Source organism: Nonomuraea typhae (assembly GCF_009760925.1).
GTDB classification, from domain to species: Bacteria; Actinomycetota; Actinomycetes; order Streptosporangiales; family Streptosporangiaceae; genus Nonomuraea; species Nonomuraea typhae.
On sequence record NZ_VRLV01000016.1, the window covers coordinates 161475 to 184138 of the forward strand.

Here is a 22664-nt window from a genome sequence, read left to right on the forward strand (position 1 = left end):
CCCCCGAGGGCGCGCACCCCGGCGATCGGGTGAGAAAGCTCTCAGGGACCGTCGAGGATCGCCTGGATCGCCGGGCCGTAGGCGGCGGCCAGGTCCCCGGCGCCGGCGGCGGCGGGGCCGGGCAGGCGCAGGCTGTAGCGGACCAGCGCCAGGCCGAGCAGCTGCCCGGTGATGAGCTGCGCGCGCAGCCCGGCGTCGGGGCCGGGCAGGCGATCGGCCAGCCGCGCGGTGAACTCCCGCTCGATGTACTGCCGCACCATCTCCGGCGCCTGGCCGGACCGGATGAGCGCCAGCAGCGGCTCCACGTCGGCGGCGTCGTCCCAGGCGGCCAGGAATCCGCGCACGATGCGCGCCCCGGCTCCCTCCAGGCCCTCGTCGAGGACGGCGTCCAGCGGGGCGCGCGGGCTCTCGGGCCCGCCGAAGGCGGCGGCGAACAGCTTGTCCTTGCTGCCGAAGAAGTAGTGGATCATCGCCGGGTCGACCCCGGCGTCGGCGGCCAGGGAGCGGATGGTCACCGCGTCGTACCCCTGGCCGGCGAACCGCGCGCGGGCGGCCTCGAGGATGCGCCGGCGGCTCTCCTCGCCGCTGCGCCACCTGCCGCGCCGTCCGGCGCCCGACTCGCTCATCGCCTGCGATCTTACTTTTCTTCACCGGTGTTGAAGAAACTTGGTCAACTCTGGCAGAATTCTCCAACAACGACGAAGAAACGAGGTGCCCGTTGATCGCGACCTTCGAGGAGCTGGACGCGAGCCAGATCGCCCGCGCCGGCGGCAAGGGCGCCAACCTCGGCGAGCTGACCCGCGCCGGCCTGCCCGTGCCCGGCGGCTTCTGCGTGACGACCGCCGCCTTCGAGACCTTCGTCCGGGGCGGCCCCCGCATGGCCGAGCTGTACACCGGGCTCGACCGGATCGACCCCGCCGACCTCGGCGCGCTGAGCGCCCTGGCCGGGCAGGTGCGCGCCTACCTGCTGGAGCTGCCGTTCCCCGCCGAGGTCAGGGCCCGGGTGCTGGCCGCGTGGACGAAGGAGGGGGAGGAGCGCGCCTACGCCGTCCGCTCCTCGGCCACCGCCGAGGACCTCGCCGGCGCCTCCTTCGCCGGTCAGCAGGACAGCTTCCTCAACGTCGTCGGCCGCGAGCAGCTCCTGGACGCCGTCCGCCGCTGCTGGGTCTCCCTGTTCACCGACCGCGCCGTCGCCTACCGCGCCCGCGGCGGCTTCGGGCACCGCGGCGTCGGCCTGGCCGTCGTCGTGCAGCACATGGTCGAGCCGGAGGTGTCCGGCGTGATGTTCACCGCCGACCCGGTCACCGGCGACCGCCGCGACGTCGTGGTCAACGCCTCGTGGGGGCTGGGCGAGTCGATCGTCTCGGGCCTGGTCGACGCCGACCTCTACCGGGTACGGCGGGGCGTCGTCACCGGCCGGGCGATCGGCGGCAAGAGGGTCGCGGTCGAGCCGGTGCCCGGCGGCGGGACCCGCACCGTCGAGCCCGCGGGCCGCGGCCAGGCCCTGCCCGACGACCGTATCCGCGCCCTGGCGGAGCTGGGCCGGCGCATCGAACGCCACTACGGCACACCCCAGGACATCGAATGGGCCTGGGCCGGCGGCCGCTTCCACATCGTGCAGTCACGGCCGATCACCTCGCTGTTCCCCGTGCCGGAACGCCTGGGGGACGGGCCCCGGGTCTACTTCTCCATGGGCCACCAGCAGATGATGACCGACCCCATCACCCCGCTCGGCCGCTCGGTCCTGCGCACGTTCTACCCCTTCGGCGCCGGCGCCCCGGGCCAGGAGAGCCCCTACCTGGTGCCCGCGGGCGGACGCGTCTACATCGACCTCACCCGGGTGCTGTCCACCCGCCTCGGCCGCCCGCTGCTGACCCGCGCGCTCGCCACCATGGACGACCAGGCCGCGGCCGCGGTCGCGCTGGTCGCCGCGCGGCCGGGCTTCCGCGCCGCCCACCGCCTCAGCCCGCGTGCCGAGCTGGCCGTGGCCCGCTTCGCCGCCCGCACCTTCGCCACGATCGCCGCGAGCCTGGCCAGGCCCGCCGCCGCCCGTGCCGAGGCCGAGGAGTTCATCACCCGCACCCTGCGCATGACCGAGGCCGAACTGGCCGTGGGCGAGGCCGGGTCCGCCCGGGTCCGCCGCGTCCAGCGCGTCCTGCGCCAGGTGTCGCCCGGCATGTACACGCGGATCCTGCTGAAGCCGGTGGCGGGCATGGTGGCCGGGGCGCTGATCGGCGCGCTGAGCCGGCGCTGGCTCGGCGACGACGCCGAGGTGCCCGCGCTCGCCAAGTCGCTGCCGGGCAACGTGACCACCGAGCTGGGCCTGGCCATCGGCGACCTGGCCGACCTCGCCCGCGACCGGCCCGGTGTCCTCGCGTTCCTGCGCACCGACGGCTCGGGCGAGTGGCCCGCGGGGGAGTTCACCGACGCCTTCCGCGCCTTCCTCGCCAGGTACGGCATGCGCGCCCCCGGCGAGCTCGACCTCGCCAGGACCCGCTGGCAGGAGGACCCGGCCCAGCTGTTCGCCGGAATCCTGGCCAACGCCGCGACCATGGGACCGGGCGAACACCGCGAGCGCTTCCACCGCGGCCGGAGGGAGGCCGGGCAGGCGGCGGAGCGGCTGCGCGCGCGGCTGCGGGCGACCCGCGGCGGCCGGGCCAAGGCCGCGCTCATGACCCGCCTGGTCCGCGTCCACCGGGAGCTGCTGGCCCTGCGCGAGCACGACAAGTACTTCACCGTCCGGCTCTTCGCCCTCCTGCGGCGGGCGCTGCACGAGGAGGCCGCGGGGCTGGTGGCCTCCGGGGTGCTGGAGCGCGTGGACGACGTGCACTACCTGACGCTGGAGGAGCTGCGCCGCCTCTTGGCGCAGGAAGACATAGGGGTACGGCCGGCCGTACTCGTCGCCGGCCGGCGGGCGGCGCACGAGGCGGACTGGGCCCTGCGCCCGCCCAGGGTGCTGACCGGCGACGGCGAGGTGGTCACGGTGGCGCGGGCGGTCCCGGACCGGGACGGGGTGCTGGCCGGGCAGGCGGTGTCGGCGGGCGTCGTGGAGGGACGGGCGCGGGTGGTGCTGCGGCCGCAGGACGCCAGGCTGGAGCCGGGGGACATCCTGGTGGCGCCGTTCACCGATCCGGGCTGGACGCCGTTGTTCGCGGCGGTGCGCGGGCTGGTGCTGGAGGTGGGCGGGATGATGACGCACGGCGCGGTGGTGGCGCGGGAGATGGGGCTGCCGGCCGTGGTGGGGGTGGACCGGGCGACCGTCCTCATCCCCGACGGGGCGCGGGTGCGGCTGGACGGCACCCGGGGGATCGTGGATCTCCTGTGATGCCGGTGGATCTTCTGTGACGGGAGAAAATGACGGTGCGCAACCGGTTTGGCGTACAAGAGGCTGACATTCTGCGATGATCTCGTCGGATACCCACGGACAGCCCAACTGACGGACAGTGACAGATGCCCCCATTTGAGGAAATCGCCAAGTTTGTCGCGGAAAAGCCGGTCATCACCGCCATCTTCTGTGTCCTCGGCCTGATCGGGCTGGCCCTGGCCTTCGTGCTCGTCAAGGTCGCGTGGCGGGCCGGCGCGTGGCTCTTCAACCGCTACATCTCACCCCGGCCCGTCGAGGACGTCCTGACCGTCGTGGCCGCCTGCATCGCCACCGGCGTCTCCGCGCAGGGCATGTGGCGCTTCTCCGGCGACGTCCTGGGGCTGGACGGGCCGCTGCGGCTGCTGCTGTTCGCCTTCATCGAGGTCGCCATCATCACCTCGGCGGTCCGGGCGCGGCGCAACATGCGCGAGAACTACTCCGCCGGCATCGACGGCATCGCCGTATGGGCTTTGACCTGCCTGACCGCGATCCTGTCCAGCATGGACGCGCGCAGCCTGCCCGAGGCGATCTTCCGGCTGGCCGCGCCGCTGGTGGCCGCGTGGCTGTGGGAGCGCGGCATGGCCATCGAGCGGCACCGCATCCGCGGCACCGGGCGCATCAACTGGCGGCTCACCCCCGAACGGCTGCTCGTGCGCATCGGCCTGGCCGAGGTCAGCGACCGCACCGCCAGCGAGGTCGACGCCCACCGCCGCCTCACCCGCGTGGCGCTGGCCGCCAAGCGGGCCAAGGCGCTGCGCGAGGGCGGCGCCTCCGAGCGGAAGGTCCGCGCCGCGCTGTCCAGGCTCGACAAGGCCATGGACCAGGCCGTCGAGCACACCGGCCTGGCCGTGGACCCGCAGCGGCAGGAGGCGCTGCTGGCCCAGATCGCCGCGCTGTACAACACCTCCAAGCTCGTCGACGCCGACCCGCGGGTGCCCTGGGAGCCCGAGGAGCAGGACCATCAGCCCGTGCCCGCCCGCCCCGCGCTGCCGCCCGTGCTGGCGGAGCTGGTGGACGAGGAGGACGACGACGTCTTCGACACCACCCCGCAGGTGCTCGACACCGCCGAGCGGGCCCGGCTCATGCGGGCCGCCCGAGGCTACTGGGACCGGCAGATCGCCAAGCGCATCGTGCCCAGGACCGTGGACATCGCCCAGGAGGTGGGCATCTCCGTGGGGACCGCCCGCGAATGGCGCGCCCTGTGGAAGCTCGAGCCGCAGGCCCACGCCCTCATCGAGGCCCTGTATCAGGAGCACGGCATCGTCGACACCGGCTCCTTCCCGGCCGTCCAGGACGACGACGAGAGGGTGCTGACGAAGACCCCGTGACGCCTTCGCGACGGCCGGTCAGGTGAGGGCGGCCGAGACCACGGCGCGGGCTTCGGACTGGACCTCGGCCAGGTGGCCCGGGCCCTTGAACGACTCGGCGTAGATCTTGTACACGTCCTCGGTCCCCGACGGCCGGGCGGCGAACCAGGCGTGCGCGGTGGCCACCTTGACCCCGCCCAGCGCGGCCCCGTTGCCCGGCGCCTCGGTCTGGACGCCGGTGATCGGGTCCCCGGCCAGCGTGCGTGCGGTGATCTGCCCGGCCGACAGCTTGGCCAGCACCGCCTTCTCCTCCCGGGTGGCGGGCGCGTCCACACGGGCGTAGGCGGGCTCGCCGAAGCGCTCGGTCAAATCGGTGTACAGGCGGCTAGGCGAGCGCCCGGTCACCGCCAGGATCTCGGCGGCCAGCAGCGCGAGGATCAGGCCGTCCTTGTCGGTGGTCCACACCGAGCCGTCGCGCCGCAGGAAGGAGGCCCCGGCGCTCTCCTCGCCGCCGAACCCGAGCGAGCCGTCCAGCAGCCCGGGCACGAACCACTTGAACCCGACGGGCACCTCCATCAGCCGCCGCCCCAGCGACTCGGTCACCCGGTCGATCATGCTGCTGCTGACCATGGTCTTGCCCACTCCGGCGGCGGCGGGCCAGCCGTCGCGGTGGGCGTAGAGGTAGGAGATGGCGACGGCCAGGTAGTGGTTGGGGTTGAGCAGCCCGCCGTCGGGGGTGACGATGCCGTGCCGGTCGGCGTCGGCGTCGTTGCCGGTGGAGACGTCGAAGCGGGAGCGGTTGTCGATGAGGGAGGCCATCGCGTAGGGCGAGGAGCAGTCCATGCGGATCTTGCCGTCCCAGTCGAGCGTCATGAAGCGCCAGGCCGGGTCCACGAGCGGGTTGACCACGGTCAGGTCGAGCCGGTGCCGTTCGGCGATCTCGCCCCAGTAGGCCACGCTCGCCCCGCCGAGCGGGTCGGCGCCGATGCGCACCCCGGCGCCGCGGATCGCGTCGAGGTCGACGACCGAGGGCAGGTCGTCCACGTACGCGCCGAGGTAGTCGTGTCGCCGCGTCGTCCCGGCCGCCAGCGCCTTCTCGTACGGCACCCGCCGTACCCCTCGCAGGCCCGCGGCGAGCAGCGCGTTGGCCCGCTCCTGGATCCAGCCGGTGGCGTCGGTGCCCGCGGGTCCGCCGTTGGGCGGGTTGTACTTGAAGCCGCCGTCGGGCGGCGGGTTGTGCGACGGCGTGACCACGACCCCGTCGGAGCCCGGGTGGGTGAGGATGGCGTGGGAGACGGCGGGGGTGGGCGTGTAGCCGTCGCGGTTGTCGATGCGCACCTCGACGCCGTTGGCGGCGAAGACCTCGAGCGCCGAGACCCGGGCGGGCTCCGAGAGCGCGTGGGTGTCGGCCCCGAGGAAGAGCGGCCCCGACACGCCCTGGGCGGTGCGATACTCGCAGATCGCCTGGCTGGTCGCCAGGATGTGATCTTCGTTGAACGCGGCGTTCAGCGCCGACCCGCGATGCCCGGACGTGCCGAAGGCCACCTGCTGAGCGAGGTCGCCGGGGTCCGGGTGCAGGGCGTAGTAGGCGGTAACCAGCCGGGCGACGTCCACCAGGTCGGCCGGCTGGGCGAGGTGTCCTGCGCGCTCGTGGGTCATGGGGGCAAGCCTATGATGGCCGGAAAGACTAGAATGGAGTTCGGTAACGATGCGGATCGGACTGTTCCTCAACGAGCCCAGGGGCGACGACCCCATCGGCGAACTGCGTGAGAACCTGGCCGCCGCCGCGGCCGACGGGTTCCCCTCCGCCTGGGTCTCCAACATCTTCGGCCTCGACGCGCTGACCGCCCTGGCCGCGACCGGCGACGCCGCCCCCGGCCTCGAGCTCGGCACCGCGGTCGTGCCCACCTACCCGCGCCACCCGGCCGTCCTGGCCCAGCAGGCGATGACCGCCAACGCCGCGCTCGGCGGGCGCCTGACGCTCGGCATCGGCCTGTCGCACCAGATCGTCGTCGAGAACATGTACGGCTACAGCTACGACAAGCCCGCCCGGCACATGCGTGAATACCTGGCGGCGCTGATCCCGCTGGTCAAGGAGGGCGAGGTCACCTTCCAGGGCGAGACGATCAAGGCCGACGTCCGCCTGCGCACCCCCGGCCGCGGCCTGCCGGTGCTCATCGCCGCGCTGGCCCCGCGCATGCTCCACCTGGCCGGCGCGGTCGCCGACGGCACCGTCCTGTGGATGACCGGCCCCAAGACCGTCACCGGGCACGTCGCGCCCGCCGTCACCGCCGCCGCCGAGGAGGCGGGCCGCCCCCGCCCGCGCATCGTCTGCGGCCTGCCCGTCTGCGTCACCGACGACCCCGCCGCCGCCCGCGAGCGCGCCGACGAGGTCTTCTCGGTGTACGGCCAGCTGCCCTCCTACCGGGCGATGCTCGACAAGGAGGGCGCCGGCGGCCCGGGCGGCGTGGCCATCGTCGGCGACGAGGACAGCGTGCGCGCCCAGATCCAGGAGCTCGCCGACGCGGGCGTCACCGACTTCATCGCCTCGGAGTACTCCAAGCGTGAACGCACGCGACAGTTCCTCAAAGGGCTAGTTGAATAGGACGTACGGCGCGGCGAAGGGTCCGCCCGGAGAGATCGACATAAGATCCGGCAAGGTGAAGCGCTTGCTGCATGGGATAGATGTCTCCAACTGGCAGGGATCGGTCGACTGGGACGCGCACGCCAAGTCCGGCGTCGCCTTCGCCTTCGCCAAGGCCACCGAGGGCGGCACCTACACCGACCGGTTCTTCCGCCGCAACTGGCAGGGCATGCGAGAGAGCTGGATCGTCTGCGGCGCCTACCACTTCGGCCGCCCGACCGGCGACCCGGCCGAGCACGCCCGGCACTTCCTGCGCACCATCGCGGCCGCGGGCGGCCTGCGCAGGGGCGACCTGGTCGCGCTCGACCTCGAGACCAACGACGGGCTGCCGCCCGAGCGCGTGGCCCGCTACGCCCGCCGCTGGTGCCACTACGTCGAGCGCAACGCGGGCGTGCGCCCCTTCGTCTACACCTTCCTGTGGTTCGCCAAGGCAGGCTACTGCGCGGGCCTTGGGGAGTACCCGCTGTGGATCGCCTCCCCCGCCCAGCCGCGCGGCCGGCCGCTCGTGCCCACGCCCTGGCAGGGCTGGACGATCCACCAGCACTCCAACAGCCCGCTCGACCGCAACGTCTTCCTCGGCAGCCGGGAGGAGCTGACCAGGCTGGGCTTCCAAGCGCGATAGCATCTGGTTTCATCCAGTCGCCGCATTTCCAGGGAGTCACCGTGTCAGCCGAGCTACGCATCACCCTCGCCGGAGCCGAGCGTGTGGTCGCGGCCGGCACGACGTACGGCGAGGCCCTCGAGGCCGACGGGCGCACGGTCGTGGCCGCCCGGGTCGACGGCGAGCTGCGCGACCTGGCCTCGCCGGTGGCCGGCGGCGACGTGGTCGAGCCGGTCGAGGCCGGCAGCGCCGACGGCCGGGCCATCGTGCGCCACTCCACCGCGCACGTCATGGCCCAGGCGGTTCAGGAGCTGTTCCCCGAGGCCAAGCTGGGCATCGGCCCGCCGGTGGACAACGGCTTCTACTACGACTTCGACGTCAAGCAGGCGTTTCACCCCGACGACCTCAAGCGGGTCGAGAAGCGCATGCGCGAGATCGTCAAGCAGGGCCAGCTGTTCTCCCGCCGCGTGGTCTCCGACGAGGAGGCGCGGGCGGAGCTGGCGGCCGAGCCGTACAAGCTGGAGCTCATCGGGCTCAAGGGCGGCGCGGCCGACGAGGAGAGCGTCGAGGTGGGCGGCGCCGAGCTGACCATCTACGACAACCTCGACCCCAAGACGGGCGAGCTGTGCTGGAAGGACCTGTGCCGGGGGCCGCACGTGCCCTCCACGAGGTCCATCCCGGCCTTCAAGCTCATGCGCACCGGCGGCGCCTACTGGCGCGGCAGCGAGAAGAACCCGCAGCTGCAGCGCATCTACGGCACCGCCTGGGAGTCGCGCGAGAAGCAGGAGGAGTACCTCAAGCTGCTGGAGGAGGCCGAGAAGCGCGACCACCGCAGGCTCGGCGCCGAGCTCGACCTGTTCAGCTTCCCGCCGGAGCTGGGCTCCGGGCTGCCGGTCTTCCATCCCAAGGGCGGGATCATCCGCAAGGAGATGGAAGACTACATGCGCAAGCGGCAGCTGGAGGCGGGCTACGAGTTCGTCAACACGCCGCATCTGACCAAGTCGTCGCTGTTCGAGACCTCCGGCCACCTGCCCTGGTACGGCGAGGACATGTTCCCGCCCTTCGAGCTCGACGGCACCGAGTACCGCGTCAAGCCGATGAACTGCCCGATGCACAACCTGATCTTCCGGGCCCGCGGGCGCTCCTACCGGGAGCTGCCGCTGCGGCTGTGCGAGTTCGGGTCGGTCTACCGCTACGAGAAGTCCGGTGTGGTCCACGGGCTGACCCGCGTGCGCGGCATGACGCAGGACGACTCGCACATCTACACCACCAAGGAGCAGATGGGCGACGAGATCAAGTCGCTGCTGGCCTTCGTGCTGAGCGTGCTGCGTGACTTCGGCCTGGAGGAGTTCTACCTCGAGCTGTCCACCCGCGACGACTCCGACAAGTTCATCGGCGAGCAGGCCGACTGGGACGAGGCCACCGAGTCGCTGCGCCAGGCGGCCGAGGAGTCCGGGCTGGAGCTCGTGGCCGACCCGGGCGGCGCCGCCTTCTACGGCCCGAAGATCTCGGTGCAGGCCAAGGACGCCATCGGGCGCACCTGGCAGCTGTCGACGATCCAGCTCGACTTCAACCAGCCCAAGCGCTTCGGGCTGGAGTACCAAGCGGCCGACGGCTCGCGGCAGACCCCGGTCATGATCCACCGGGCGCTGTTCGGCTCGGTCGAGCGCTTCCTCGGCGTGCTGGTCGAGCACTACGCCGGCGCCTTCCCTCCGTGGCTGGCCCCGGTCCAGGTGGTGGGCATCCCGATCGCCGAGGCGCACGCGCCGTACCTGCAGGACGTCGCCAAGCGGCTGCGGGAGCGCGGCATCCGCGTCGAGGTGGACACCGCCGACGACCGCATGCAGAAGAAGATCCGCAACGCGCAGAAGGCCAAGGTGCCGTTCATGCTGCTGGCCGGTGACGAGGACATCGCCGGCGGCGCGGTCTCCTTCCGCTACCGCAACGGCGAGCAGAGGAACGGCGTGCCGGTCGAGCAGGCGGTCGCCGAGATCGCCGATGCCGTGGAGCGCCGCATCCAGGTCTGATGCCCGACCGAAGGGGGGCGCCGCGGCGCCCCCCTTCGCCTGTCACTCGTCGTGGCAGTGGGCGGCGCCGGAGCTCGGCACGTCCAGGGTCGGGGTGCGGTCGAAGAAGCCGACCGGCCGTAGCGTGAACCCGGTGTGCTCCACCGGCATGATCGGCCAGTCCTCCGGGCGCGGGAAGTGTGTCAGGCCGAAGGTGTGCCACAGCACGATGTCCTGGCCGTCCAGGTCGCGGCCGGCCGCGGTCCACGCGGGCAGCCCGGCCCCGCCGCGATGCTGGTTGATCAGCTCGCCCGCCGGATAGCGCTCGTCGTCGGCGTGCCGGGTGACCCACAGGTGCCGGGTGGCGAAGGCGGCGCGGGCGGCGATGGAGGAGGCCGGGTCGGCCAGCAGCGCCGGGCCGCCCTCCGGGACGAGCGTGTAGGCCACCGGCTGCCCCAGCCGGTTGGTGACGTGCGGGTTGGAGATCCGCCAGGTACGGCCGGCCACCGGGTCGGCCATGCGCGCCGCCTGACCCTCGGTGGCCAGGCGGGTGAAGCGGCGGGTGAAGGCGTTGCCGTACGGGTTGCCCTCCCCGATCGGGACCGGGACCACGTCCACCTCGTCCACCGCGTTGGCGTGCCCGTCGACCGCCATGTCCAGGCGGGCGGAGAACAGGTGCTGGTGGAAGGGCGCGCCGAGGCCGGGGGCGACCTCGGCGGCGTACTCCCTGCCCCCGGCCGGGTAGGCGGAGGTGAACAGCATGCCGGTCGCCTTGCACTCACAGGCGAGCGTGCCGTCGAGGTAGAAGTACCAGTAGAAGCCGTAGTCGTAGTTGCCGACCGTGGTGAAGAAGGAGATGACCAGGCGCCGCTGCCGCCGGGTCTCGTTCGAGCCGGTGAAGAGGTCGGAGTGCTTCCACAGCACGCCGTAGTCCTCCTCGTGCATGCAGATCGCGTTGGCGATCGTCTGCGGCTCCCCGCGCTCGTCGGCCACGACCACGTCGGTGTAGTGGATCTCGCCCAGGCAGTCGCAGCCATGCTCCAGCGAGCCGGTGAACCGGCCGAACAGATACTCGCCCTGGTCGAAGTAGTTCTGCCAGAACCGTACCGGTGACGGGTCGGCGTAGGGGACGACCATCTCGGCGATCGAGGCCCGGTGCACGATCGTCCGGTCGCGGCCCTGGTCGCGGTCGCGGAAGCCGATCTGGTGCAGGGTCAGGCCCTCGCGCACGTTGAAGCCGATGCGCAGGGTCCAGTTCTCCCAGTGCACCACGCCGTCCTCGACGGTGAAGCTCGGGCCCTCCGGCTGGGTGATCTCGATCGGACGCAGGCTGGTGCGGTGCGGGCCGGTGTAGGCGGGGTCGTCGAAGTTGCCCGGCTCGCGGGGGACCTCGGTCAGTTCCTCGTCGATCACCCGCAGGACGGTCCCGGCGATCAGATCGACGTAGGCGACCAGGCCGTCCACCGGATGCGCCCACGGATGGTCGTGCTCGTGGTCCTGGTGGAAGCCGAAGCTGCGCACGATGCGCCGGCCGCTCTCCTCCGGATGGTCGTAGTGGCCGGCCGACAGCGGGCAGGCGCGCACCGTCTCCGGGGTCAGGCCGCGCCTGGCCAGCGCCTTGCCCCATGCCTCGTCGGCGTCGACGATGCGCTGCACCGCCTCGAACTCCTCCACGAGGATCGGCGGCTGGCCCGCGCTCACCGGGTCGATGAGCTCGCAGCTGTCCACGACGCCGCGGGTGACCGAGACGATCGTGTCATGGGAGCGGCCGGTGGCCCGGTCCAGCAGCAACGCGCGCAGGCGGCGGTCCACGAGGTCACCGGGGGAGTAGACGAGCAGGTCGGCCTTGGCGGGCTCCTCCGGGCCCAGATAGGCGAAGCGCACGTGCTCGCCGAGGTGCCCCGCCGTACTCAGGATGCGGCGCGCGGCGCGGATCTCGTCAGCCGTGATCATCGCAAGCGGGTGCGCTTTCATGGAGCACTCCTCAGATCGGGGAACTCCATCGTGCGTGAAAGGGACTTCCCGGTGAAGCGCCAGATAGCCGAAATCCGGAGAAAGGGGAGTGCCGGGTGACCGCCTTGGGGGAAGGGGGCGGCAGGCCGCCACGCGGCCACCCGGCCGAGCACGTTCGTGCTCACTTGGCCAGCGGTTGCCCCTGCTTGTCCTTGAACGCGCCGACCAGGATCATGATGAAGTCGATCAGCGCCCAGACGCCGAGGCCGCCGAGCGTGATGAGCTGGAGAACGCCGGTGCCGACCTTGCCGACGTAGAAGCGGTGCACGCCGAGTACGCCGAGGAAGAAGCAGAGCAGCACGGCGACGAGCCATGACTTGGGCATGACGGATCCTTCGAGTTGGGGGATGTGTGCACGGGGCGCTATGGGCATGGGCAGCCCGGTGCAGCGGATTCGCTGAAGCGTCTCCGCAGGGCCGAAACCCTAGCAAGGGGGGAATGGGGCTCGCCAGATGTTGCGCCGGAAATGCGAAATGGCGCGCCAAATATCCCTCTATTTGTGTATTTGACGGGAAATAGAGAGTTATTTGCTGTGTGTTGTGGTCAGCGGAGATACAGGCGGAACGTCACGGCAGGCTTGCCGCCGAAGCGCGACGCCGCCTCCCGGGGATGGCGCTCCACGGTCTCGCGGGCGTAGGCGGCGCGGTCCTCGCCGGTCAGCGCCTCGATGTAGGCACCGTGGGCCATCAGGGACGCCACCCCGCGCTCCAGCCCCGTGGAGACGTCCACGGCGTGGGTGGGGTCCTCGACGCCGTTGACCGCCACCCAGCGGACGCCGTCCCAGCGCTCTCCCGCGTCCGGGAAAATCCATCTGTTCCCGGCGTCACCGGCGGCGTCCAGCACCGCTCGCGCGACCGCCTTGTGATCGGGGGTGTTCCAGATGACGCCACCCCACGTGTCGTCGCCGTTCAGGGTGATCACCAGCTCCGGCCGGTGCCGCCGGATGGCCGCCGTGAGGTCCCGGCGCAGGCCGAGCCCGTACTCGATCACGCCGTCCGGGTATCCCAGGAACTCCACGCCGGACACCCCGACCACGGCCGCGCTGTCGCGCTCCTCCTGCTCGCGCAGCGGCCCCGCCTTCTCCGGCTCGATCGTGTCGATCCCCGCCTCGCCGCTGGACACGATCACGTAGGCGACCTCCCTGCCGCCGTCGGTCCAGGTGGCCACCGCCGAGGCGCAGCCGTACTCCAGGTCGTCGGGGTGCGCCACGATGGCCAGCGCGCGCGTCCAGTCCCCGGGCATGGGCTCCAGCTGATCAACCATGCTCCCCACACTAAACGCCCGCCCCACCGGCCGCGCGCGCCGGGTGCGTCACAGGGGATCTCCGGCGGACGGCTCGTCCTCCGGCGGCGCCGGGCGGGGCTCACCGGGCAGGCGGACGTCGTCCACGGTGACGTTCACCCCGGTGACCCGCATGCCATGTCGGCCACGCCGGGCACCTCGAGGGCGGCCACCTTCTCCACCACCTCGTCGGCCACTGTGATCCGGCCCTTGACGACGGCCGTGGCGGGCGTGGGATCCGGCTGCTCAGCTAATACTTCGCTCATGGGGGGATTGTGGCTGATATCTGCGCCGGTTGTCCGGTAAGCGCTGGGCCTATGCTGCTACCTATGCACGATCAGGCAGGGGCCGGGGAGCCCGACAACTTCCAGCGGTTGTGGACCCCTCATCGCATGGCCTACATCAAGGGTGAGAACAAGCCGACCGGCTCGGGGCCCGGTGACGGCTGCCCGTTCTGCGAGATCCCCAAGATGGGCGACGAGGACGGCCTGATCGTGGCCCGCGGTGGCCTCGTGTACGCGGTGCTGAACCTCTACCCCTACAACTCGGGCCACCTGATGGTGGTGCCCTTCCGGCACGTGTCCGGCTACGACGACCTCGACGCGGCCGAGGTGGCCGAACTGGGCGCGTTCACCCAGCAGGCGCTGCGCGCCCTGCGCAAGGCCGGCGGGGCCCAGGGGTTCAACGTGGGCATGAACCTCGGCCAGGTGGCCGGCGCCGGCATCGCCGCCCACCTGCACCAGCACGTGGTGCCCCGCTGGGGCGGCGACACCAACTTCATGCCCGTGGTCGCCCACACCAAGGTGCTGCCCCAGATGTTGCGCGACACCCGGCAGCTTCTCGCGGAGGTGTGGGAGACGCCCGCGGGCTAGGACGTCTTCAGCCGCGTCAGAAGGCGCGACAACTTCGGCAGCGAGGCGGGATTCTGGCCGGTGATCAGCCGGCCGTCGCGGACCACGTGCGGCCGGAACGGCTCGTTGGAGCTGTAGCGCGCGCCCAGCCCGGCCAGCTCCTTCTGCAACTGGAGCGGTCCCCTGATGCCCAGGATCTGCTCCTCGTGCTGGGAGAAGGCGGTCAGCCGCCGCTCCTTCACGAACGGCGTCCCGTTCGGCAGGCGGACGTTGAGCAGCGCCGCCACTCCCTGGCAGCAGGCCGCGACCCAGCCCCCGCCGCTCACCACGCGCCCGGTCAGCTCGGCCAGGCAGCGGTCGCCCGGCAGGTCCCACAACGCGCCCACACCTCCGGCGAAGACCAGCACCCCGACCCTGTCGGCGTCCAGTGACTCCGGCCGCGCCGTCTCCTCCAGCGCCCGCAGGATCCCGGGATCGCCCAGGAACCCCCGCTGCACCGGATCGGAGCGGTCCACCCCCTGCTGGGCGGGCCTGCCCTCCCTGGTGCTGACGGCCACCACCCTCCACCCGGCGCTGTGCAAGGCCAGCCAGGTGTACGCCGCGTCCGGCAGCCAAAAACCGGCCTTCACGCCGGATGGAAGCTTGTGCAGGCCGGTCAGAACCACGACGGCAAGAGTGCGAGCCACAGTCATCTCCTTACCCAGGATTTATCGAAACGGGTTAGTGGGCAACGTACCCGGATGCCGCAGCCTGTAGCCATTCGGTCTGTTATGGCAGAACGCAATTCTACTTATTTGCGATATGCCGTTCGGGTGTAGTTAGTTGACCGCTAAGGGGACCGGAGTTGCACAATAGTGGAGGTTAGATGCAAGGGCTGTCCGCCGCCCGAAGAGTGGTCACGATCGACGCGGGGCCCGTCGACGTGCGTGAACTCAAAAGACTCCTGGCCAATGGCGCCAGGCCGGACAACGAACAGTTCGACGGGGACGCTTATCTCAACGACGTCATTCTCAAGCCGTGGGGGTGCGAGTACCGCGCGTACGCCGACGACTTCTTCGATTTGTGGGTCCTGCGGATCAACGCGCCGCACGGAACCTCGATGCACGTGCATCCGCGCAAGCTCACCTACCTGCTATGTCTCAGCGGAAAAGGGATCATCGGCACGTTCTCCGGCACCGTCGCCGTCGAGGAGGGGACGGTGCTGCGCATCGCCCCGGGGGTGTTCCACTCCACCCGCAACATCGGCGACGAGCCGCTGGAGCTCATCGAGGTCGAGACCCCGCGCAACAAGTTCGACCTGATCCGGTACAGCGACGACTACAACCGTGCCGGCACCGTCTACGAGAGCACCTCGCACGCCTGCGGCCAGCCCATGCTGCGCGTGCCGTACCTGCCCCAGGCCAAGATGCGGCAGGCGACGCCGGACGGCCGGTTTCGCTTCGAGATCCGCGCCGGCATGGACGTCTACTACCGGCGCCGGGCCGCCGACGTCTTCTACATCCCGATCTGCGTGTCGGGAGCCGTCCACTCGCACGTCGAGATCCTCACCGGCCATCCGGAGGACGCGCGCAGGCCGGACATCGACCAGTTCTACCTCTGCGTGACGCGCACCCAGTGCGAGAGAGAGGACAGGCAGCCATGAGATTCACCGCGGTCATCATCACCGGACCCGGCTTCCAGGACCACGACGTCGTCTACACCTACTACCGCCTCCTGGAGGAGGGGTGGTACGCCGACGTCGCCACCAAGGACGGGGCGAGCGTGACCGGCAAGTACGGCGTGCCGCTGCCCATGGACAAGACCGCCAAGCCGCTGGTCTCCTTCGACGACCTCGACGTCGCCCGCTACGACGCGGTGATCCTCACCGGCGGCCACGAAGCCCCCGACCGGGTGCGCCAGGACGCGCGGGTCCTGGACTTCGTCCGCGGCATGGACGCGGCGGGCAAGGTCGTGGCCGGCCTGTGCCACGGCCCCTGGATCATGGTCAGCGCGGGGGTGCTCAGAGGCCGGAAGGCGTGCGCCTACATCGGCCTGCGCGACGACGTGATCAACGCCGGCGCCGACGTGGTGGACAGCGACGTCATCGTCGACGGCAACATCATCACCTGCTCCTACTACGGCTACCTGGGCGCCTTCATGCGAGCGGTCTTCGGCACGGTCGAGAAGCTCGCAGGGTGATGGGCGGCCTGCTGGTCGCCGACTTCGACGGAGTGGTCGCCGACGCGTTCGAGGAATGCGCGCTGATCACCTGGCTGGGCGCGGGCGGCCGTCACCCGTGGGCGCCCGGCAGCGCGCGCCGGCTGAAGGTGCCCACCGCCTTCCTCAGCCGCTTCCGCACGGTCCGCGCCTACGCGCGGACGCTCGACCACTTCGTGGTGGCGCACCTGCCCCAGGCGGACCAGGTCCGCGGCAGGCAGGACTTCGACCGGATCTTCCATGCGCTCCCCGAGCCGCGCGTCCGGGCGTTCACCAGGGCGGCCTCGGCCGCACGGGCCCGGATCCGCACCGAGGAACCCGATTACTGGCTCGGCCTGCACACCCTCTACCCGGGCATCGCCGGCCTGCTGCGCCGCCACGCCGGCGCCATCGCCATCGTCACCGCCAAGGACGAGCCCTCCGTCCTGGCCATCCTCGACCGCTACGGGCTCGAGGACACCGTGGCCGAGGTCGTCGGCGAATGCTCACGCAAGGCCGACGCCGTACGCGAGCTGTGCGTACGGCACGGCAGGACGCCCGCCGAGGTCACCTTCCTCGACGACAACCTCCCCAACGTCCGAGCGGTCGCCGCCACGGGGGCGCGCACGCTCTGGGCGACCTGGGGCTACCACACCCGCGACGACGTGACCGAGGCCGCCCGCGACGGTGTCGCCCGGCTCGACCTGGACGCCGTCGCGACCCTCGAACTCGCTTAGAAAGGGATCTTGCCATGTCCAGGATTCTCATCGTGCTGACCAGCCACGGCGTACTGGGGGAGACCGGCAGGGCCACCGGCTTCCACGTGCCGGAGGCCGCGCGGCCCCATCGGATCTTCGTCGAGGCCGGCCACACCGTGGACTTCGCCTCGGCCAGAGGCGGTCAACCGCCCCGCGACGGCGTCAAGCCGGGCGACTTCGAGGCCGCCCGGTTCCTGGCCGAGAACGGCGAGGCCCTGTGCAACACCCTCCGGCTGGCCGACCTCGACCCGGCCGACTACCGGGCGGTCTACCTCGTCGGCGGCCACGGCACCATGTGGGACTTCCCCGTCAACCAGGCCCTGGCCCGCCTTCTCGCCGCCGTCTACGAGCGCGGCGGCGTGGTGGCGGGCGTCTGCCACGGCCCCGCCGGCCTGGTCGGCGTACGGCTGGCCGACGGCACCCCTCTCGTGGACGGCAAACTGGTCAGCGCGTTCACCAACGAGGAGGAGACGGCCGTCGGCCTCATCGGGGTGGTGCCGTTCGCGCTGGAGAGCAGGCTCGTGGAGCTGGGCGCCCGGTTCACCAAGGCCGCCGCGTTCGCCGCCCACGCCGTCTCCGACCGCCGCCTGATCACCGGCCAGAATCCGGCCTCCGCCGTACGCGTGGCCCGGCTGGTGGTGCAGGAGCTGCAGGAGCAGGAGGCGGCCGCGCCGCGCATGAGCGCGGCGCAGCACTCGGCGCTGTACCTGCTGGAGGAGTCGGTCTCCTACGTGTACGCCGCCACGCTGCGCGCGATCGCCCAGCTCGGCGTGGCCGATCACCTGGCCGCCGGGCCGCGCACGGCCGAGGAACTGGCCGAGGCCACCGGCACCGACGCCGGCTACCTCTACCGGGCGCTGCGCCTGCTGGCCGGCCGGCGCGTCTTCCTGGAGGAGGACGGCCGTTTCTCGCTGACCCCGCAGGGCGACGCGCTGCGCTCGGACGCCCCGCTGCCGGTGCGCGACGCCGTCCTGATGACCGCCGGCGACATGCACTGGCGCTCGGCGGGCGGGCTGGACGCCACGCTCACGGACGGCGTGCCCGCCTTCGAGCAGATCTACGGCTCGGCCTACTGCGACCACGTCAAGAGCGCCGAGGGCGGCGAGGTGTTCCAGCGCGGCATGGCCGCCTTCTCCGCGGCCGTGGACCAGCTCGCCGTCGAGCTGTGCGACTTCCCGGAGACCGGCACCGTCGTGGACGTCGGCGGCGGCAGGGGCGGCCTGCTCGCGCACGCGCTGACCACGCGGCCGGGCCTGCGCGGGGTGCTGTTCGACGAGGCGCACGTGCTGACCGGGCACATCCTGGGCCGGGTCGGCGACGACAGCCGCTGGGAACTGCACCCCGGCGACTTCTTCGTGGCCCTGCCGGGCGGCGGCGACGTCTACGTGCTCAAGCGGATCCTGCACCACTGGTCCGACGAGGACTGCGTGGCCATCCTGCGCAACTGCCGCGAGGCCATGGCGCCGGGCGCCCGCGTGGTGGTCATCGACCCGATCGTGGCGCCGGGCAACGGCCAGGACCCGGCCAAGACGCACGATCTGATCATGGCGATGCTCATGACCGGGCGCGAGCGCACCGAGGCCGAGCTGGTCAGGTTGTTCGAACGGGCGAGCCTGCGCCTGGAGAAGGTGACCCGCACCGGGGCGCCGGTCTCGATCGTCGAGGCCGTCGCAGCCTGACCGCGGACCGCGGAGAGCCGGTGTCCCAGGGGGGACGCCGGCTCTCCGCCACGGCCCTCACACCGCTTGGCCGATGGGGCGCACGAGCACGGTGTTGACGTCCACACCCGGGGGCTGGGCCAGCACCCAGGCGATCGTGGCGGCGACGTCCTCGTCCGAGAGCGCGGGCCCCTGCACCGGGCCGTCCCAGAACGGGGTGTCCACCCGCCCGGGCGCCACCAGGGTGACCCCGACGCCGTCGCCGGTCAGCAGCATCCTGGTGTTCTCCGCCAGCGCCGTCACCGCCCACTTGGTGACCGAGTAGACGTTGCCCGGCGTGTTCTTCACCCCGGCCACGCTGCCCAGGAGCACGATGCGGCCCCGGGCCGCGCGCAAGGGCGCCAGGGCCGCCTTGACCAGCAGCGTCGGGCCGAGCACGTTGGTCAGGACCATCTCCCGCCAGCGCTCGGGATCGCCGGTGTCCAGGGTGTCGTGGGTGGCGAAGCCGGCGTTGGCCACCACGTTGTCCAGCCTGCCGTAGGTCTCGAGAGCGGTCTCCACGGCCGCCTGGACCGCCGCGAAGTCGGCGGCGTCGCCCTGTGCCGTGGTGACGCCCAGTTCCTGCCCGACCGCCTTGAGCCTGGCCTCGTCCCGGCCCGTCACCACGATCCGGTGACCCTTGCCGAGCAGGAGCCGGGCGGTCGCGCGGCCGATGCCGCTCGAACCGCCGGTGATCAACGTGACCGTCATGTCATCCTCCGATTCCGCGGGGATACCGGCCACCGAGCCTATGTCAGCACGCGCCATTTTCGGACCTCCCTTTCTCAGAAACGCGGGCGGTATTGGGGTCAATGTCCATTCTTGCCCTGGTCATCCGTACGGATATGACGGCAGCCGCAACACCTATCGGATGTGTTGGATAGGTTTGCTGTGGGACCGGCCAATCAGGGGGAATGAAGGGCGCCGGGATGGATTTGTCGTTGTTGCGATCATTTCTTGCCGTCTATAGGACCGGATCGTTCACGAAAGCCGCTGGCCTGCTCGCCATATCTCAGCCCGCGGTTACCGGTCAGATCCGAAATTTGGAATCCGAAGTCGGCCAGTTGCTTTTTCTGCGGACGCCACGGGGGGCGGTCCCGACCGAATCCGCCGACGAGCTGGCCAGAGAGGTCAGCGGGCCGCTCGACGAGCTGGAGTCGGCCATCACGCGCCGCAGCGAACCGGCCGGCATCTCCGAGCGGACGTTGTCCATCGCCGGGCCACCGGAGATGATCTCGGTCAGGGTGCTGCCCGCCCTCGCCGACCTGATCGGCGAAGGGCTGCGCGTGCGGGTCAGCTTCGGGCTGACCGACGACAACCTCGACGGCCTCACGGCCGGGCTGCACGACCTCGTCATCGCCACCAGCCGCCCCAGGCAGCAGGGCATCGTCGCCACCCCGCTCATGGACGAGGAGTTCCTGCTCGTCGGGGCGCCCGAGCACGCCAAGAAGGTCACCTCGCACGACGTCGACCAGCACGGGGCCGCCGCGCTGGCCGGGCTGCCGGTCATCGCCTACGCCGAGAACCTGCCGATCGTGCGCCGCTACTGGATGACCGTCTTCGAGGAACGGCCCGCCTTCACCGCCCAGGTGGTCGTGCCCGACCTCAGAGCCGTGCTGGCCGCGGTCAAGGCGGGCGGCGGGATCTCGGTGCTGCCCTCCTACTTATGCGCCGACGAGTTGTACCGGGGCGACATCCAGGTCATGCACGAACCCGAGTTCGCCCCGCTCAACACGCTCTTCCTGGCGACCAGGGCGGCGAACACCGCGGGCGCGATCCTGTCGACGGTCCAGGCGCACCTGCTGATGAAGGCGCAGTTATGGAGTGCCGCGCCCGCTCCCCGGGGCTGACATCGCCATGCCGGCCGCTTCGCCGTCCGTCTCGTGGCCGTCCCCGCCCCACCCCGGCAGCACCGCGATGCCCGCCGACAGCAGCAGCGGGATCGCCATGGCCAGCGCCATCGACAGGATCGCCGCGCCCGAGTCGTTCACCAGCATGCCGACCACCCCGCTGACCAGCGTGCCGATCAGCCCGGCCTTCAGCGCCGGAGAGTAGGCGAACGCCGCGGGAACCACGCCGGAGGACGCCTTCTCCGGGCGCAGGATGGCGTAGACGAGGAAGCCGAGCGCGGCGGCCACGATGGGCACGAGGTTCGGGTTGACCAGCGTGCTGATCATCGCCTCGAACTTGCGCCAGACCACCTCGACGGCCTCGCCGTTCAGCACCTGGCCGACGAAGCGGCCCAGATGCGACTGCTCGCCGGCCGGCTTCAGGTAGTTGGCCACCGCGAACGCCGTCACCGCCAGCCCGCCGGCCACGCAGAACAGCGCCAGCTTCAGCAGCGAGACGCGCTTGCCCAGGATGAGCAGGGCGGTCACCGCGATGCCGGGCACGAAGGCGATGACGCCGCCGAAGTCGCTGCCGAGGCCCGAACCGCCCAGGACCATCGCGAACGTGCCCGCCACGGCCACCACCGCGGCGCCGATCCTGCCCGGATACCGATGGGCGACGACCGTCGTGGCCAGCAGCGTGCCGGTCGCCAGCAGGGCGAACGGGATGTTGCCCAGGCCGTAGTAGCGGGCGCCCTGCTCGGCGCTGAAGCCCATGAAGCTGTTGAGCTGGAGCGTCGTGCCGGTCAGCAGATCGCCGGCGAGCGTCAGCGCGGTGGCGCCCGCGACCACCGCCAGCGGGCCGAGCGGATGGCGGGCCCACGGCCCCAGCAGCGCCAGCGCGGTCAGCGCGGCCCAGAAGCCCAGCATCGCGCCGAACAACTCCACGTGCGACGTCCACGGCACCAGGTTGACCAGGAACGAGGTGACCGGCAGCGCGGCCAGGGTGACGGCGGCCAGCCGTACCCAGGACAGGCCCTTGCGGCGGCGCAGCAGCACGAAGGCCAGCACGTAGAACAGGACCTGCAGCACCGCCAGGAACGTGAAGTAGGCGCCCTTGACCGAGCGCATCGTCTGCGCGCTCTCGTCGGCGTGGGCCATCTTCTCCGCCGAGGCGCCCTCGGCGCCGGTCTCCCAGACCTGCCCGATGATCGCCGACGGTACGGCGACGCCCAGCTTGACCAGGATCGTGGTGGTCAGGTCGGGCAGGATCGAGATGTCCGCGCGGCGGGTGGAGGCGGCGCCGAGCACGCGGCCCTGGGCGCCCGGCTCGTTGAGCATCGCCACCCGCAGGTGGGGCACGTTGCCGTGGTCGGAGACGCCCGAGACCATGACCGTGGTGCCCGCGGGGAGGGCGGCCAGCAGCGCGCCCGCCTTGGCGTCGGCCAGGCGCGCGGCCGCCCGGCGGTCGGCCGGGTTCAGCCGCTCCGGCTCGCGGGCCATCTTGCCGCCGGTCAGGTAGGGGCGGACCAGGTCGTCGACGTCCATGACGATGAGCCGGGCGCGCTCGAGGTCCGCCGCGCTCGCCTGCTGCGGGGTGGCGCGGTAGGCCGGGACGGCGCCGGTGGTGTCGGCCAGCGCCAGCGCGGCGCCGTCGCCGATCGCCAGCGTGGGGGTGCCGGCCCGCTTCAGCGTCTCGCCGAGGGCGCCGGCGTTCTTCTGCCCGGCCACGTCGATGAGGTAGCGGTAGTCGGGGATGACCGCGCCGTCGCCGTTCCGCGCGGGGGCCGGCGCCGCGCCGCAGCTGTAGCCGGCGGCCGAGCGGATGCCCGCCGAGACGGTCAGCCAGCCGTCGTAGGGGCAGGTCACGCTGCCCACGGTCCGCACGGACATCGAGCCGAGGGCGCTGCTTTGTGAAAGCTTGAACAGGTGGGGCGTGTCCTGGGCGGTGATGTCGGTCCAGTGCAGGCCCGAGACCCCGATCAGCGCCACCCGCGCGGGCGCCGCGGCCGCCCCCGCCGGGGCGAGCGCCCCCGCCAGCAGCAGCTGGCCCAACAGCATGGTCACGATGACCAGCGCTCGCCTCACCGTATGTCCTCCCGCGGTCGAGCCCGTGTGGTGCACGACATAGTCTCGCG

General features: G+C 71.6%; 20 protein-coding genes. 11 read left to right on the forward strand and 9 right to left on the reverse strand.

The annotated features are described in order from the left end of the window. Positions 1–41: 41 nt before the first annotated feature. Positions 42–626: a TetR/AcrR family transcriptional regulator gene (locus FVE25_RS42970; RefSeq protein WP_157253274.1), complete on the reverse strand. Its 585-nt coding sequence runs from the start codon at positions 624–626 to the stop codon at positions 42–44. Positions 627–718: 92 nt separating this feature from the next. On the opposite strand from FVE25_RS42970, the gene FVE25_RS42975 reads away from it, so the two are divergent. Together FVE25_RS42975 and FVE25_RS42980 are read left to right on the forward strand one after the other, a co-directional pair. Beyond that, positions 719–3325, forward strand: coding sequence for a phosphoenolpyruvate synthase (locus tag FVE25_RS42975; RefSeq protein WP_157253275.1), 2607 nt, complete (start codon positions 719–721; stop codon positions 3323–3325). A gap of 125 nt (positions 3326–3450) precedes the next feature. Beyond that, positions 3451–4692: a hypothetical protein gene (locus FVE25_RS42980; protein WP_157253276.1), complete on the forward strand. Its 1242-nt coding sequence runs from the start codon at positions 3451–3453 to the stop codon at positions 4690–4692. An 18-nt stretch (positions 4693–4710) separates the two neighbouring features. Here FVE25_RS42980 and pgm read toward each other — a convergent pair whose 3' ends face one another. Then, positions 4711–6330 carry a phosphoglucomutase (alpha-D-glucose-1,6-bisphosphate-dependent) gene (pgm, locus tag FVE25_RS42985; protein ID WP_157253277.1) on the reverse strand — a complete coding sequence of 540 codons (1620 nt, stop codon included), beginning with the start codon at positions 6328–6330 and terminating at the stop codon, positions 4711–4713. Positions 6331–6379: 49 nt separating this feature from the next. Here pgm and FVE25_RS42990 point away from each other — a divergent pair, with 49 nt between their 5' ends. The 3 genes from FVE25_RS42990 to thrS are packed head-to-tail and all read left to right on the forward strand — an operon-like array spanning position 6380 to position 9943. Further along, positions 6380–7276, forward strand: a complete 897-nt coding sequence (locus FVE25_RS42990; RefSeq protein ID WP_157253278.1) for an LLM class F420-dependent oxidoreductase — start codon at positions 6380–6382, stop codon at positions 7274–7276. Positions 7277–7331: 55 nt separating this feature from the next. Further along, entirely contained in the window at positions 7332–7937 is a 606-nt protein-coding gene (locus FVE25_RS42995) for a glycoside hydrolase family 25 protein (RefSeq protein ID WP_157253279.1), read from the forward strand. A gap of 11 nt (positions 7938–7948) precedes the next feature. Next, the gene (thrS, locus tag FVE25_RS43000; protein WP_157253367.1) at positions 7949–9943 is read left to right on the forward strand and encodes a threonine--tRNA ligase; all 1995 of its coding nucleotides are present in this window, start codon (positions 7949–7951) and stop codon (positions 9941–9943) included. Between the two features lie 42 nt (positions 9944–9985). Here thrS and FVE25_RS43005 read toward each other — a convergent pair whose 3' ends face one another. The 4 genes from FVE25_RS43005 to FVE25_RS43020 all read right to left on the reverse strand — a co-directional run bounded on the left by FVE25_RS43005 (position 9986) and on the right by FVE25_RS43020 (position 13482). Continuing rightward, positions 9986–11896 (reverse strand): primary-amine oxidase, encoded by a 1911-nt coding sequence (locus FVE25_RS43005; protein WP_157253280.1) that lies wholly within the window; start codon positions 11894–11896, stop codon positions 9986–9988. Positions 11897–12056: 160 nt separating this feature from the next. Further along, positions 12057–12260 carry a TM2 domain-containing protein gene (locus tag FVE25_RS43010; RefSeq protein WP_157253281.1) on the reverse strand — a complete coding sequence of 68 codons (204 nt, stop codon included), beginning with the start codon at positions 12258–12260 and terminating at the stop codon, positions 12057–12059. Between the two features lie 218 nt (positions 12261–12478). Continuing rightward, positions 12479–13198 carry a PIG-L deacetylase family protein gene (locus FVE25_RS43015; protein ID WP_157253282.1) on the reverse strand — a complete coding sequence of 240 codons (720 nt, stop codon included), beginning with the start codon at positions 13196–13198 and terminating at the stop codon, positions 12479–12481. Positions 13199–13332: 134 nt separating this feature from the next. Then, complete coding sequence (locus tag FVE25_RS43020) at positions 13333–13482, reverse strand: Asp23/Gls24 family envelope stress response protein (protein ID WP_157253283.1); 150 nt, start codon at positions 13480–13482, stop codon at positions 13333–13335. Between the two features lie 63 nt (positions 13483–13545). Here FVE25_RS43020 and FVE25_RS43025 point away from each other — a divergent pair, with 63 nt between their 5' ends. Next, positions 13546–14088 carry an HIT family protein gene (locus FVE25_RS43025; RefSeq protein ID WP_246268317.1) on the forward strand — a complete coding sequence of 181 codons (543 nt, stop codon included), beginning with the start codon at positions 13546–13548 and terminating at the stop codon, positions 14086–14088. On the opposite strand, the gene FVE25_RS43030 is transcribed toward FVE25_RS43025, so the two are convergent. Beyond that, positions 14085–14753: a type 1 glutamine amidotransferase domain-containing protein gene (locus tag FVE25_RS43030; protein WP_157253285.1), complete on the reverse strand. Its 669-nt coding sequence runs from the start codon at positions 14751–14753 to the stop codon at positions 14085–14087. The two genes, FVE25_RS43025 and FVE25_RS43030, sit on opposite strands and share 4 nt — an antisense overlap. Before the next feature lie 179 nt (positions 14754–14932). Between FVE25_RS43030 and FVE25_RS43035 the strand changes: the two genes are divergently transcribed. The 4 genes from FVE25_RS43035 to FVE25_RS54670 are packed head-to-tail and all read left to right on the forward strand — an operon-like array spanning position 14933 to position 18679. Further along, a complete protein-coding gene (locus FVE25_RS43035; RefSeq protein WP_157253286.1) occupies positions 14933–15709 on the forward strand; it encodes a cupin domain-containing protein in 777 nt (258 codons plus the stop codon). Beyond that, complete coding sequence (locus FVE25_RS43040; protein ID WP_157253287.1) at positions 15706–16245, forward strand: DJ-1/PfpI family protein; 540 nt, start codon at positions 15706–15708, stop codon at positions 16243–16245. Before FVE25_RS43035 ends, FVE25_RS43040 begins: the two co-directional genes overlap by 4 nt. Next, positions 16245–16979, forward strand: coding sequence for an HAD family hydrolase (locus FVE25_RS43045; protein ID WP_157253288.1), 735 nt, complete (start codon positions 16245–16247; stop codon positions 16977–16979). Before FVE25_RS43040 ends, FVE25_RS43045 begins: the two co-directional genes overlap by 1 nt. A gap of 14 nt (positions 16980–16993) precedes the next feature. After that, complete coding sequence (locus FVE25_RS54670; protein WP_219825910.1) at positions 16994–18679, forward strand: methyltransferase; 1686 nt, start codon at positions 16994–16996, stop codon at positions 18677–18679. A gap of 57 nt (positions 18680–18736) precedes the next feature. On the opposite strand, the gene FVE25_RS43060 is transcribed toward FVE25_RS54670, so the two are convergent. Continuing rightward, positions 18737–19408 carry an SDR family oxidoreductase gene (locus tag FVE25_RS43060; RefSeq protein WP_157253289.1) on the reverse strand — a complete coding sequence of 224 codons (672 nt, stop codon included), beginning with the start codon at positions 19406–19408 and terminating at the stop codon, positions 18737–18739. Between the two features lie 218 nt (positions 19409–19626). Here FVE25_RS43060 and FVE25_RS43065 point away from each other — a divergent pair, with 218 nt between their 5' ends. Beyond that, positions 19627–20547, forward strand: a complete 921-nt coding sequence (locus FVE25_RS43065) for a LysR family transcriptional regulator (RefSeq protein ID WP_157253290.1) — start codon at positions 19627–19629, stop codon at positions 20545–20547. On the opposite strand, the gene FVE25_RS43070 is transcribed toward FVE25_RS43065, so the two are convergent. Next, positions 20515–22614, reverse strand: a complete 2100-nt coding sequence (locus tag FVE25_RS43070) for a hypothetical protein (protein WP_181019895.1) — start codon at positions 22612–22614, stop codon at positions 20515–20517. The genes FVE25_RS43065 and FVE25_RS43070 overlap by 33 nt on opposite strands. Positions 22615–22664: the final 50 nt, after the last annotated feature.